12 protein-coding genes are annotated in these 12,506 nt (G+C 73.2%); 4 read left to right on the forward strand and 8 right to left on the reverse strand.

Going from position 1 to position 12,506, the window contains the following annotated elements; translation table 11 throughout:
* Positions 1 to 182 precede the first annotated feature (182 nt).
* On the reverse strand, positions 183 to 863 hold the full coding sequence (locus ACFYOS_RS24035) for a hypothetical protein (protein WP_387145683.1): 681 nt from the start codon (positions 861 to 863) through the stop codon (positions 183 to 185).
* A gap of 69 nt (positions 864 to 932) precedes the next feature.
* Here ACFYOS_RS24035 and ACFYOS_RS24040 point away from each other — a divergent pair, with 69 nt between their 5' ends.
* The 3 genes from ACFYOS_RS24040 to ACFYOS_RS24050 are packed head-to-tail and all read left to right on the forward strand — an operon-like array spanning position 933 to position 5,283.
* The gene (locus tag ACFYOS_RS24040) at positions 933 to 3,551 is read left to right on the forward strand and encodes a valine--tRNA ligase (RefSeq protein WP_387145687.1); all 2,619 of its coding nucleotides are present in this window, start codon (positions 933 to 935) and stop codon (positions 3,549 to 3,551) included.
* Positions 3,548 to 4,882: a bifunctional folylpolyglutamate synthase/dihydrofolate synthase gene (locus tag ACFYOS_RS24045; protein ID WP_387145690.1), complete on the forward strand. Its 1,335-nt coding sequence runs from the start codon at positions 3,548 to 3,550 to the stop codon at positions 4,880 to 4,882. Before ACFYOS_RS24040 ends, ACFYOS_RS24045 begins: the two co-directional genes overlap by 4 nt.
* Positions 4,879 to 5,283, forward strand: coding sequence for a DUF4233 domain-containing protein (locus tag ACFYOS_RS24050; protein WP_387145693.1), 405 nt, complete (start codon positions 4,879 to 4,881; stop codon positions 5,281 to 5,283). The genes ACFYOS_RS24045 and ACFYOS_RS24050 overlap by 4 nt, the downstream gene beginning before the upstream one ends.
* Before the next feature lie 30 nt (positions 5,284 to 5,313).
* Here the strand turns inward: ACFYOS_RS24050 and ACFYOS_RS24055 are convergent, their stop codons facing one another.
* Positions 5,314 to 6,558: a VOC family protein gene (locus ACFYOS_RS24055; RefSeq protein WP_387145695.1), complete on the reverse strand. Its 1,245-nt coding sequence runs from the start codon at positions 6,556 to 6,558 to the stop codon at positions 5,314 to 5,316.
* 143 nt (positions 6,559 to 6,701) lie between these two features.
* On the opposite strand from ACFYOS_RS24055, the gene ndk reads away from it, so the two are divergent.
* Complete coding sequence (ndk, locus tag ACFYOS_RS24060) at positions 6,702 to 7,127, forward strand: nucleoside-diphosphate kinase (protein WP_387145697.1); 426 nt, start codon at positions 6,702 to 6,704, stop codon at positions 7,125 to 7,127.
* Between the two features lie 54 nt (positions 7,128 to 7,181).
* On the opposite strand, the gene sigJ is transcribed toward ndk, so the two are convergent.
* The 6 genes from sigJ to ACFYOS_RS24090 all read right to left on the reverse strand — a co-directional run bounded on the left by sigJ (position 7,182) and on the right by ACFYOS_RS24090 (position 12,264).
* Positions 7,182 to 8,066: an RNA polymerase sigma factor SigJ gene (gene sigJ, locus ACFYOS_RS24065; RefSeq protein WP_387145699.1), complete on the reverse strand. Its 885-nt coding sequence runs from the start codon at positions 8,064 to 8,066 to the stop codon at positions 7,182 to 7,184.
* Positions 8,063 to 8,503: a carboxymuconolactone decarboxylase family protein gene (locus ACFYOS_RS24070; RefSeq protein ID WP_387145702.1), complete on the reverse strand. Its 441-nt coding sequence runs from the start codon at positions 8,501 to 8,503 to the stop codon at positions 8,063 to 8,065. The genes sigJ and ACFYOS_RS24070 overlap by 4 nt, the downstream gene beginning before the upstream one ends.
* Before the next feature lie 108 nt (positions 8,504 to 8,611).
* Positions 8,612 to 9,397 carry an ABC transporter permease gene (locus ACFYOS_RS24075; protein ID WP_387145705.1) on the reverse strand — a complete coding sequence of 262 codons (786 nt, stop codon included), beginning with the start codon at positions 9,395 to 9,397 and terminating at the stop codon, positions 8,612 to 8,614.
* A gap of 12 nt (positions 9,398 to 9,409) precedes the next feature.
* Positions 9,410 to 10,180: an ABC transporter permease gene (locus ACFYOS_RS24080; RefSeq protein WP_387145708.1), complete on the reverse strand. Its 771-nt coding sequence runs from the start codon at positions 10,178 to 10,180 to the stop codon at positions 9,410 to 9,412.
* Positions 10,177 to 11,187: an ABC transporter ATP-binding protein gene (locus ACFYOS_RS24085; RefSeq protein ID WP_387145711.1), complete on the reverse strand. Its 1,011-nt coding sequence runs from the start codon at positions 11,185 to 11,187 to the stop codon at positions 10,177 to 10,179. Before ACFYOS_RS24085 ends, ACFYOS_RS24080 begins: the two co-directional genes overlap by 4 nt.
* 60 nt (positions 11,188 to 11,247) lie before the next feature.
* Positions 11,248 to 12,264, reverse strand: a complete 1,017-nt coding sequence (locus ACFYOS_RS24090; protein WP_387145713.1) for an ArsR family transcriptional regulator — start codon at positions 12,262 to 12,264, stop codon at positions 11,248 to 11,250.
* Positions 12,265 to 12,506: the final 242 nt, after the last annotated feature.

The raw sequence follows: 12,506 nt of genomic DNA on the forward strand, positions 1-12,506 counted from the left end.
CGCCGATGGTACTGCACTCGGGAGGGTGTGGGAGAGTAGGACACCGCCGGACAAACTTTCCAGTCAGGGTCACCCTTCGGGGTGACCCTGACTGCATTTGTGGCCCCGAGTTCCGGCGCCGTATCCCGGACCGCGGAAACGCCGCCGGCGAGCGAACGGCGTCCCGCGGAATCGGAAACGGGTCAGCGGCTCTGCATGCCGTCGCGCATCTGGCGGAGCAGGGCGGCGGACTCGTCGACCGTACGGCCGGGGAACATCGCCATCACCACGCTGCCGTGGTCGGCCCAACCGCAGACCGCGAAGTCGCCGCCGTCACCGCTGGTCGTACCGCACTTCATCACGCCGCCCAGGCGCCCAGCCCGCACCTCGCGCAGGGCGGTCACCTTGCCGGTCTCGTCGGCCATCAGCCCGAACAGGCTGTCCAGGTCCCGCTCGGGTTGCCAGAGCAGGGTCGTCCCACCGAACACGAGCACGGCCCGCTTCGCGTCCCGCGGGTCGCTGTAGACCGTGCCGAAGCTCCGGTCCAGGTCGATGTCCGCGGCGAAGCCGTCGCGAAGGTAGTCGGCGGTGCTCCGGGCCCGCTCCGAGTCGTCCCGGGTGAGACCGGCGACCTCCTGCGGCGTGGTCAGCTTGGTGTCCTTCTGCTCCAGCACCCGCCAACCGCCCACGCCGAGCGCACCCAGGCCGGCCAGGCCGACGACCAGCGCGGCGGTGAGCGCGATCCGCCGCCGGCGGGAGGCGGGACGCCGCTCGTCGGGCTCCTGCGCCGGGTCACGGCGGCTCAGCTGGATCGGCTCGTCGGTCAGATCGACGGGCTCGGGCCCGTCGTCGACCGGACGCTCGGTGAGATGCGCGTCGGACATGTCCGCCACCGTACGCGAACAGGAGGTGGCGCACGTCAGGTCTCCGAAAGCGCTCCGTAGACTTTCAGGGTGACCGAGAGACTGGATGCCCCGCGCCCCGACGCCCCGACCCTTGCCGGCCAGTACCAGCCCGGCGAGGTAGAGCAGCGACGGTACGAGCAGTGGGTAGCCGCCGGCCACTTCCGGGCGTCGGCGGAGAGCGACAAGCCCCCCTTCACCATCGTCATCCCGCCGCCGAACGTCACCGGCTCGCTGCACATGGGCCACGCGTTCGAGCACACCCTGATGGACGCGCTGAGCCGGCGTAAGCGGATGCAGGGCTACGAGGCGCTCTGGCTGCCCGGCATGGACCACGCCGGCATCGCCACCCAGAACCTGGTGGAGCGGCAGCTCGCCACCGAGGGCCTGTCCCGGCACGACCTGGGCCGGGAGAAGTTCGTCGAGCGGGTCTGGCAGTGGAAGGCCGAGTCCGGTGGCGCGATCCTGGGCCAGATGCGGCGCCTCGGCGACGCGGTCGACTGGGACCGGGAGCGCTTCACCATGGACGAGGGCCTGTCCCGGGCCGTCCAGACCATGTTCAAGAAGCTCTTCGACGACGGGCTCATCTACCGGGCGAACCGGATCATCAACTGGTGCCCGCGCTGCCTCACCGCCCTGTCGGACATCGAGGTGGAGCACACCGACGACGACGGTGAGCTGATCTCGATCCGCTACAGCGACGAGGTCGTGGTGGCCACCACCCGGGCCGAGACCATGCTCGGTGACACCGCGGTCGCGGTGCACCCGGACGACGAGCGGTACCAGCACCTCATCGGCACCGAGGTGGCGTTGCCGCTCACCGACCGGCGGATCCCGATCGTCGCCGACGCCCACGTCGACCCGAGCTTCGGCACCGGCATGGTCAAGGTGACCCCGGCGCACGACCCGAACGACTTCGAGATCGGCCAGCGGCACGACCTGCCGGCGCTGACGATCATGGACGAGCGGGGCATCATCACCGCACCCGGCCCGTTCGAGGGCCTGGACCGGTACGAAGCCCGCCCGGCGATCGTCGCGGCGCTGCGCGAGCAGGGCCTGATCGTCGCCGAGAAGCGGCCGTACGTGCACGCGGTCGGGCACTGCTCGCGGTGCAAGACGACCGTCGAGCCGCGGCTGTCGCTGCAGTGGTTCGTCAACACCGCCCCGCTGGCCCAGGCCGCCGGTGACGCGGTCCGCGACGGCCGGGTGAAGATCGAGCCGGCCGAGCTGGCCAAGCGCTACTTCGCCTGGGTCGACAACATGCACGACTGGTGCATCTCCCGGCAGCTCTGGTGGGGTCACCGGATCCCGGTCTGGTACGGCCCGGCCGGCGAGATCGTCTGCGTCGGCCCGGACGAGCAGCCGCCGACCGGCGAGGGCTGGCGGCAGGACGAGGACGTCCTGGACACCTGGTTCTCCAGCGGCCTGTGGCCGTTCTCCACCCTGGGCTGGCCCGAGCAGACCCCGGACCTGGCGAAGTTCTACCCGACCAGCGTGCTGGTCACCGGGTACGACATCCTCTTCTTCTGGGTCGCCCGGATGATGATGTTCGGCCTGTACGCGATGGACGGCGTGCAGCCGTTCGACGTGGTGGCCCTGCACGGTATGGTCCGGGACGAGCACGGCAAGAAGATGTCGAAGTCGTTCGGCAACGTGGTCGACCCGCTGGACTGGATCGACCGGTTCGGTGCCGACGCCACCCGGTTCACCCTGGCCCGCGGCGCCAACCCCGGCCAGGACGTGCCGGTCAGCGAGGAGTGGTGCCAGGGCTCGCGGAACTTCTGCAACAAGCTCTGGAACGCGACCCGGTTCGCGCTGATGAACGGCGCGCACACCGAGGGGCCGCTGCCCGAGGCCGGCGCGCTGTCGACGGTCGACCGGTGGATCCTCTCCCGCCTCGCGCACGTCACCGCCGAGGTGGACGAGCAGTTCGAGGCGTACGAGTTCGCCAAGGTCTGCGACCTGCTCTACCACTTCGCCTGGGATGACGTCTGCGACTGGTACGTCGAGCTGAGCAAGCCGGTGCTCGCCGAGGGCGGCGCGGCGGCCGACGCCACCCGCCGGGTGCTCGGGCACGTGCTGGACGAGCTGCTGCGGCTGCTGCACCCGGTCATCCCGTTCGTCACTGAGGAGCTGTGGACCGCGCTGACCGGCGGGGAGACGGTGCTGAAGGCCGCCTGGCCGGCGGCCGACCGTACCCTCGTCGATGACGCCGCGGAGGGCGAGGTCGGCATGCTGCAGCGGGTGGTGACCGAGATCCGCCGGTTCCGCTCGGACCAGGGGCTGCGCCCGACGCAGCGGGTGTCGGCCCGGCTCGACGGTCTGGCGGGTGCGGGCATCGCCACGCACGAGCCGCTGATCAGGTCGCTGGTCCGCCTCGACGCGCCCGGTGCCGACTTCCAGGCCAGCGCCACCCTCGCCATGCCGGGCGAGGTGAGCGTCGCGCTGGACACCCGGGGTTCGATCGACGTGGCCGCCGAACGGGCCAGGCTCACCAAGGACCGGGCGGCCGCCGAGAAGGAGGCCGCGCAGGCGCGGGCAAAGCTGGACAACCCGGCGTTCGTCGGCAAGGCGCCCGAGCCGGTGGTCGCCAAGATCCGGGAGCGGCTCGCGGTGGCCGAGGCGGATCTGGTCCGGATCGACGCCGCGCTGGAGGCGCTTCCCTCGTGACCGACCGTACCGAATTCGCCGAGGTGGAAGCCGCGCTCGCCGCGCGCGGCTTCACCCGCATGCGCTTCGAGCTGGAGAAGATCGAGAGTCTGCTCGACCTGCTCGGCAGCCCGCAGCGGGCGTACCCGTCGATCCATCTGACCGGCACGAACGGGAAGACCTCGACGGCCCGGATGATCGACTCGCTGCTGCGGGCGTTCGGGCTGCACACCGGCCGCTACACCAGCCCGCACCTGGAGACCGTCCGGGAGCGGATTAGCCTGGACGGGGAAGCGGTCAGCGAGGAGCGCTTCGTCGCCACGTACCGGGAGGTGGCGCCGCTGGCCGAGCTGGTGGACCACCGCTTCGACGAGCCGCTGACGTACTTCGACATGACCACGGCGCTGGCGTTCGCCACGTTCGCCGACGCGCCGGTCGACGTCGCGGTGGTGGAGGTGGGCCTCGGCGGTGCCGAGGACGCCACCAACGTGATCCAGGCCGGGGTGGCGGTGCTGACCCCGATCGGCCTGGACCACACCGAGTGGCTCGGCGACACCATCGAGGACATCGCCCTGCACAAGGCGGGCATCATCCACAAGGGCGCCACCGTGATCGCGGCGGCGCAGGAGGAGGAGGCGGCCCGGCCGATCCTGGCGCGGTGCGCCGAGGTCGGCGCGACCATCGCCCGGGAGGGCTCCGAGTTCGGCGTGCTGCGCCGGGCGGTCGCGGTCGGCGGCCAGGTGCTCACCATCCAGGGCCTCGGCGGGGTGTACGAGGAGATCTTCATCCCGCTGCACGGTGCCCACCAGGCGCAGAACGCGGCCGTGGCGCTCGCCGCGGTGGAGGCGTTCCTCGGGGCGGGGGCGCGCCGGCAGCTCGACATCGAGGCGGTCCGGGAGGGCTTCGCCTCGGCCAGCTCGCCGGGGCGGCTGGAGAAGGTGCGTACCGCGCCGACGATCCTGCTGGACGGCGCGCACAACCCGCACGGGATGGCCGCCACGGTCACCGCGCTCCAGGAGGAGTTCGCGTTCAGCAAGCTGGTCGGCGTGCTCGCCGTGCTCGGCGACAAGGACGCGGCCAGCCTGCTGGAGCTGCTCGAGCCGGTGCTCGACTCGATCGTGGTCACCGAGAACAGCTCGCCCCGGGCCATGCCGGCCGACGAGCTGGCCGCGCTGGCCCGCGAGGTCTTCGGGCCGGAGCGGGTGCAGGTCGCCGCGGAGATGCCGGACGCCATCGAGGCGGCGGTCGCCGAGGCGGAGTCCGACGTACCGGGCGAGCTGGCCGGGGTCGGCGTGCTGATCACCGGGTCGGTGGTGACCGTGGCCGACGCCCGCCGGCTGCTCAAGCGATGACCGGGCCGGTGGAGGAGCGGCCGGGCGAGGACCGGCCGGCGGGGGAGCCGTCGGCCGGGGAGCGGCGTTCCGGGCTGCGCAACCCGGACAAGGCCGTCCGCGGGCTGGGCGCGGGGACGCTGGCGCTGGAGGCGCTCGTGCTGCTGCTGGCCATCCAGCCGATCCGGGTGGTCGGCGGACAGCTCAGCGGGGCCGCCATCGCGGCGATCGTGACGCTGGCGGTCGCCTGCGTGCTGCTCGCCGGCCAGATGAAGCGGTCGTGGGCCTGGCCCGCGGGCACCGTCCTGCAGGGCCTGCTGCTGCTCTCCGGGCTGCTGCACTGGTCGCTGCTCGTGCTGGGCGTCATGTTCGCCCTGGTGTGGGCGTACGCGCTGCACGTGCGGCGGGTCATCCTCGGCTGAGCGGTCCCCGCCGCCGGCCGGCGGCGGGGATCAGGCGTCGGCCAGGGTGCGCCACTGGGTGAGGGCCACGCCGTGCCCGTCCGGGTCACGGAAGGCCGCCGCCCACACCTCCAGCTTCGTGCCCCGGTTCACCACCCGCGGGGCGTACGTGAACCGCACGCCGGAGTCACGCAGCCGCTCGTACGCGGCCTGGATGTCGTCGACCTCCAGGTTGACGTGGACCAGCCGGCGGCTGATCGGGGCGGCCCCGGTGACCTGGCGCAGCACCAGTCGGGTCGGCCCGGAGGCGAGGACCGCGTTGCCGGCGCCCCGGTCGAACTCGTCGAAGCCGAGGTCCCGGTAGAAGTCGAGGGACCGGTCCAGATCGGTGACGAGCAGGGTGATCCCGACGCCGCTGATCGGGGGTGCCACCTCGGCCGGCTCGTCGCCGGCCGGCCCGAAGATGGCCTCGTCCAGCTCCTCGGCGGTGGGCGGCTGCTCGGGGGCCGGCTCGTCCAGCGCCACGTCGATCGGGTCGACCGGCACGGTGTCGAACCGTTCGTCGGCGGGCGGGCGCGGCGCCGGGGTGGCCCGGCGGGGCAGCGGCCCGCCGGTCATCGGCTCGACCACCTCGCCCTCGAGGACCTTCGGGCCGCCGGGGCGCTGGTGCACCACGACCGGCTCGCGCTCCTCGGTGAGCACGACGTCGTCGAGGAGCGGGTCCGGCGCGGGCGGGAAGTCGTCGCGGAAGTCGTCCTCCGGGGCGCGGTCGGCCCACGGCGGGGCCTCCTGCACGATCAGCACCTCCTCGACCGGGTCGGGGCCGCCGTACTCGGGTGGGAGGTCGGCGATGGTGGCGGCGGTCTCCCCGTGGGTGGGCACCTCGTCCCAGAGGACGCGGACGTGCCGCTGGTCGTCGAGGGCGACCCGGACGGGCAGGGCCTGGCCCAGCGACGGCCACTTGGCGACCGGGACCCGGGGCTCGATGATCTTCTTGGACCGGGGGGGCAGCCCGGGCGCGTCGATCACCAGTTGCAGCTCGCAGCGGCCGAACGCGTACTGCGTGGGCGGCTCGGAGGCGCTGTGCACATGACCCAGGCCGATCACCCAGGTGCGCCCGCCGCCGCGTACGGTGGCCAGGGCGATCGCCAGGACCAGCAGCGCGACGCCGAGCGCCACGATCGCCCAGCTCGTCATGCCCAGCCCGAACAGCGTGATGAACGTCGCCACGGTGCCCAGCACCGCGCCGATCAGCTTGCGGATCGGCGCGATGGGTCGGTTCCCGCCATTCGCCACAGTGGACCTCCCAGGGTTCCAGGGCCAGGCTAGGCCGGGGCGGCGACCGAGGGAAAGAGCAGCCGCCGTCCCGGCGCCGGGACCGGGTCGCTAGGCTGACCGTACCCAGCCCGAGCCGCATCCGCGCACAGGAGGAACCCAGCGTGTCCAGCAGCAGCCCGGACGAGCGCACGCTCGTACTGATCAAGCCCGACGCGGTCCGCCGCGGTCTGGTGGGCGAGATCCTCGCCCGTTTCGAGCGCAAGGGCCTGCGGATCGACGCGATGGTGTCCCGGACCATGGACGGCGACTTCGCCGACCAGCACTACGCCGAGCACGTGGACAAGCCGTTCTACCCGCCGCTGAAGGCGTTCATGACCGGCGGTCCGCTGGTGGCGCTGGTGCTCTCCGGTGACGAGGTGATCGAGGTGGTGCGCGGGATGCTCGGCAGCACCGACGGCCGCAAGGCCACCGCCGGCACCATCCGGGGCGACTTCTCCCTCTCCAACCGGGAGAACCTCGTGCACGCTTCCGACTCGGTGGACAGCGCCAAGCGCGAGATCGCGCTCTGGTTTCCCGAGCTGAGCTGACCTCGCCGTTGACGGCCCCGGTCCCCGGCCTGGGACCGGGGCCGTCGCGCGTGCTCAGCCGCTGACGCGGATCAGCTTGTCGGGATTGCCGACGAGGTAGACGCCGGTGATCCGGCCGTCGGCGGCGGCGACGGCGAGGGTGTAGTGGACTCCGGTCGGCAAGCGCAGCAGCAGCGCCGGCGCGCCGTTCAGCTCGACCGGGGTCGCCGTGACGCCGGGCCGACGCGGGCCGTAGACGCCGGCGAAGAACCGGGCGATCCGGTCCGCGCCGTGCACCGGGTTGCGGGCCGCGCTGACCCGACCGCCGCCGTCGGCCCAGGCCGTGGCGTCGGCCGCGACCAGGTCGGTCAGCCGGGCCAGGTCGCCGTCGCGGGCGGCGGCCAGGAAGGCGTCGAGCAGGCGGCGCTGCTCGGCCGGCCCGGCGGTGAAGCGCCGCCGGTCGTCGGCGAGCCGGGCCGCCGCCCGGTGGTGCAGCTGCCGGCAGTCCGCCGCCGACCGGTCCAGCAGGTCGCCGATCTCGGCGTACGGCAGGGCGAAGGCGGTGTGCAGCACGTACACCGCGCGCTCCGGCGGGGTGAGCCGTTCCAGCAGTTGCAGCAGCGCGGTGGAGAGCGTCTCGCGTTGCTCGACGGTGTCCAGCGGCCCGAACGGCGACGGGTCGGTCGGCACCGGTTCGGGCAGCCACGGCCCGACGTACTTCTCCCGGGTGGCCTGCCGGGCGCGCAGCCGGTCCAGCGACAGCCGGGTCACCACCCGGGACAGGTACCGGCGGGGCTCGGAGACCGCCGCCCGGTCGACGTTCAGCCACCGCAGGTACGCCTCCTGGAGCACGTCCTCGGCGTCGTGCAGGCTGCCCAGCAGCCGGTACGCCAGCCCAAGCAGCATCGGCCGGTGCGCGATGAGCGCACCGGCCGCCTGCGTCGCCCCAGCAGAGGTCACACCTCGGCCGGCGGCTGCGCCTGACTGGTCACCGCGATCCGGTTCCACACGTTGATTGTGGCGATCGCGACGACCAGATCGGCCAGTTCCTTCTCCGACCAGACCTTCGCCGCGGCGTCCCAGACCTCGTCCGGCACGCCGTGCTCGCCGAGCCGGGTGACCGCGTCGGTCAGCGCCAGCGCGGTCCGCTCCCGCTCGTCGAAGAACGGCGCCTCCCGCCACGCGGCGACGGCGAAGAGCCGTCGGCTGGACTCGCCCGCGGCGAGTGCGTCGCGGCTGTGCATGTCCACGCAGTACGCGCAGCCGTTGAGCATCGACGCCCGCAGCTTCACCAGCTCCAGCACGGTGTGGTCGACGTTCGCCTGGACATACTTCTCCAGCCCGAACACCGCCTGGTACGCCTCCGGTGCCACCGCCGCCATGTTGACCCGACTCATCCCGGCCTCCCTCGTGTCGTCCGTACGCCCATACGACGGGCCGGCCCGCCCCGGGTGTGACGGACGGCGGCTGTGACGGTCGTCATGCCCGGTGACGGGCGGGGCGGGTCACATGGTGTCGAGGGAGGCCTTGCGGCGGGACTCCGCTTCGAAGATCTTCAGCAGGGCGCCCGCCAGCAGCGCGTACCCGAGTCCGACGGCGGCCTCGGCGGCGAGTGCCGGCGCGGCCGCCGCGAAGCCCTCGCCGGCCACCAGTTGCCGGGCGGCCCCGGCCGCGTGGGTGATGGGCAGCGCCTCGCCCACCGCGCGCATCCAGCCGGGCAGCCCGGCGGCGGGCACGTTCACCCCGGTGAGCAGGAGCAGCAGCGCCACCGAGACGTTGGAGACCACCCAGACGTCCCGGAACCGCAGCCCCAGCGCGCCGAGGGTGAGACCGAAGAAGCCGCAGGCCAGCGACGCCACCGCTAGGGTCAGCAGCAGCGCGGGCAGGGCCCGCGCGGGCATCCGCAGACCGAGCAGGAGCGAGCCCACGGTCAGCGTGCTCGCCGCGATGAGCAGGCCGTTCCCGGCGTACGGGAGGACCCGGCCGAGGAAGACCGCGGTGCGGCTGCGCGGGGAGAGCAGCACGTGCCCGAGGGTGCCAAAGCGTCGCTCGTTGGCGACCGCCATGGTGCCGCCGAAGACGCAGGAGAGCGAGGCGGCGAGCACCGCGTTGCCGACGATGTAGAAGCGGTCGTCGGCGACCCCGAGCTGCCGCCCCAGGTACGCGAAGAAGAGCAACTGGAAGATCGGCCCGACCAGCAGCGAGCCGATGAACATCGCCGGGGTGGTCCAGTTGAACAGGGCCCGGTAGGCGATCACGCCGCCGGTGCCGATCAGCCGGAAGAGTGCCATTCGTCGTCCCCCTTAGGCCAGCGCGAGGGTCGCCGCGGCGCGGGCCCGTCGCTCGACGTACGTCATCATCAGGGCGCCGGCGACCAGGCAGCCGAGGCTGATCGCCAAGCAGATGCCGAGGGACGGCCACACCGGGCCGCCGCTGGCCGCCTCGTGCACCGCCCGGGCGCCCCAGGTGGTGGGCAGCACGGCGGCGATCGGGCCGGTCCAGCCGGGCAGCACGGTGAGCGGCACCAGCATCCCGGAGACCAGCCAGATCGGGTACTCCAGCGTGTTGGTCAGCGCGTTGGCGTTGCGCATCAGCACGAACGTGGCGGCGAGCAGCAGGCCGAACATGCCCAGGCCGAGCACGCAGCCGGGGACCGCGACCAGGAAGAGCAGCGGGTGCGCGAAGTCCAGCGGCACGCCGTAGAGCAGCCGGCCCCAGAGCAGGGTGGCGAGCATGGCGTACGTGCCGGTGACCGCGGTGGCCAGGGTGATCGGCAGGATCATCAGCGCCGGCGGGCGGGGCGCCAACATGATCATCTCCAGGGTGCCCTGCCAGCGCTGGTTCTGGATGGCGCCGCCGGAGCCGAAGAGCACCGATGACCACACGCCCATCAGGCCGGCGCCGACCGCGGCCTCCAGCAGCCGGCCCGGCTCGCCACCGGCCCGGAACAGGTAGACCGCCAGGGTGGCCTGCACCACGGGCACGATCAGCGCGGTGGCGATCTCGAACGGGGAGCGGGTGAGCTGCTTGGTGTGCAGCAACAGGCCCACCCCGATCATGCGCAGCAGCCTCATCCGGCCACCGCCTCGAGCGGGCGGGATGGCGCGGTGACCCGGTTGACGATCGTCACGTACGCGTCCTCCAGGGTGGGCTGCCGGGCGCTGACCCGGCCCAGCCGGACCCCGTCCAGCTCGCGCAGCACGTCCGCCTGCACGTCCACCCCCGCGTCGGACTGCACGGTCAGCACCTGCGCCGCGCCGGTGACGGTCACGCTCGCCTCGCGCACTCCGGGCAGGGTGTGGATCCGGGCGAGCTGGGCGTCCGTCACCCCGTACGCCTCGACCTCCAGCACCTGCCGCCCGTCGGCGTGGTGCCGCAGCTCGGCCGGGGTGCCGAGGGCCTGGATGCTGCCGTTGGCGATCACCGCGATCCGGTCGCAGAGCTCGTCCGCCTCGGCCATGTAGTGGGTGGTGAGCAGCACGGTGGTGCCGGTGGCGGCCAGGTCGGCGACGGTCTGCCGCAGCTCCCGGGCGGCCACCGGGTCCACCCCGATGGACGGCTCGTCGAGGAAGAGCACCCGCGGCCGGTGCAGCAGGCCCCGGGCGATGTGCAGCCGCTGCCGCATGCCCCGGGAGTAGCCCTCCACCCGCTCGTGTTCCCGGCCGTCGAGCCGGACCAGCTCCAGCAGTTCGGCGATGCGCCGCTTCTGCTCCCGCCCGGGCACGCCGTACAGCTCGGCGAAGTAGCGCAGGTTGTCCAGGGCGGAGAGCCGGTCGTACAGGCCCCGGTCACCGCCGAAGACGTACCCGATCCGCCGGCGCACCTCCCGGGTCTCGGCGACCACGTCGTGGCCGCACACCCGGGCGGTGCCGGCGGTCGGGATCAGCAGGGTGTTCAGCAGCTTGATGGTGGTGGTCTTGCCGGCGCCGTTCGGTCCGAGCAGGCCGAACAGCTCCCCGTTGCCGACCGTCAGGTCGACGCTGCGGACTGCCTCCACCTCCCGGCGCTGGGGTCTCAACCATCCCGTCCGGCTGCGGTAGGTGCGGCGCAGCCCGGCCGCCTCGATCGCGTACTCGCTCATGGCGGCGAATCTAGGGACGGCGGACGGGCCGGGGAAACGAATTCGGCCCCGGCCGAATCCTCAGGCGGAGGCGGTCGCCTGATCCGTTCCGATCAGGGTGACCAGGGCCAGGCCGGCCGGTTCCAGGCCGTACAGGACCCGCCGGCCCACCCGGCGGCGGTGCACCACCCCGGCGGCGAGCAGCGCGGCGAGGTGCTCGGAGACGGTGCTCGGGGCGAGCCCCAGGGTGGCGGCCAGCCCGGCGGTGGTGGCCGGCCGGGCCAACGCCCGCAACACCTGCGCCCGGCGCCGGCCCACCAGGACCGCCAACCGGTCGGTCCCGGGCGCGCCCGCCGTCGGGGTGGGCTCGCCCTCGGCCAGCACGACCGCCCCGCGGGCCTGGTAGGAAACCGCGACGATCTCCGGATGGTCGCTGGAACAGGCCAGCGCGCCCCGGGAGAAGATCAGCGGGATCAGCAGCAGTCGCTTGTCCACCGCCCGGAAGCTCTGCTCCAAGGGCTTCACCAGGGTGAGCACCGGCTCTTCCCAGCGCACCCGCTCGTGCAGGTCGGCCAGGAGCGCGTCCGGGCCGTCGGCGGCGAGTGCCCGGGCCCGGTGCAGCACCTCCTCGTCCAGCGCCGCCCGCATGACCGGCCACCAGGGCGCGATGGCCGCGTCCCAGTACGCCTGGATGCCGTCGGCGAGCCGGTCCAGCGCGGCCGGCCGTTCGGTGACGAACGGGCGCAGCCAGTCCGGCAGGTCGTCGGGGTCGTGGTAGCGGGGAATCTGCTCGGCGATCACCTCGGCCGGGGTCGCGCGCAGCACGGCCAGCTCCTCGGCCAGGGTGGGGGCCGGCGACGGCGGGACCGGGGTGAGGAAATCCGGTGTCCGGTCGTCGGCGGTGAGCAGCCGGGCCGGCGCCGTCTCCGGCACCTCGGCCAGCACCCGGCGGGCGTGCCGAGCCCAGCCGGTGTACGGCCAGGGCGCCTCCCCAGGGTGGCGCTTCAGCACGTAGAGGCTGGTCATCACCTCCCAGAGCGGGCTGGTGGCGATCCGGGTACGGGCCAGCGTCGGCTCGTCCAACTCGATCCGGATCACCCGGGCAGCCTAGCCGTGGTCACCGGGTCGACCCGGGCCGATACTCGGCGGCGGGGCACCGGGCCGGTCGAGTACCCTGGATCGCACACAGGCGACGACCCGGCCATCACCGGCGAGCCTCCGGAAGAACAGCCGGGTGACCGGCCCAGTAGAACCGGACGGGACCGGCCCGTCACAGCCGGCCAACGAGCGGGCGGTCGCACCTTGACCGCCAAGCGGGGTGGTACCGCGGGCCTGGTCCC

This window comes from Micromonospora sp. NPDC005806 (assembly GCF_042871425.1).
GTDB lineage: Bacteria > Actinomycetota > Actinomycetes > Mycobacteriales > Micromonosporaceae > Micromonospora.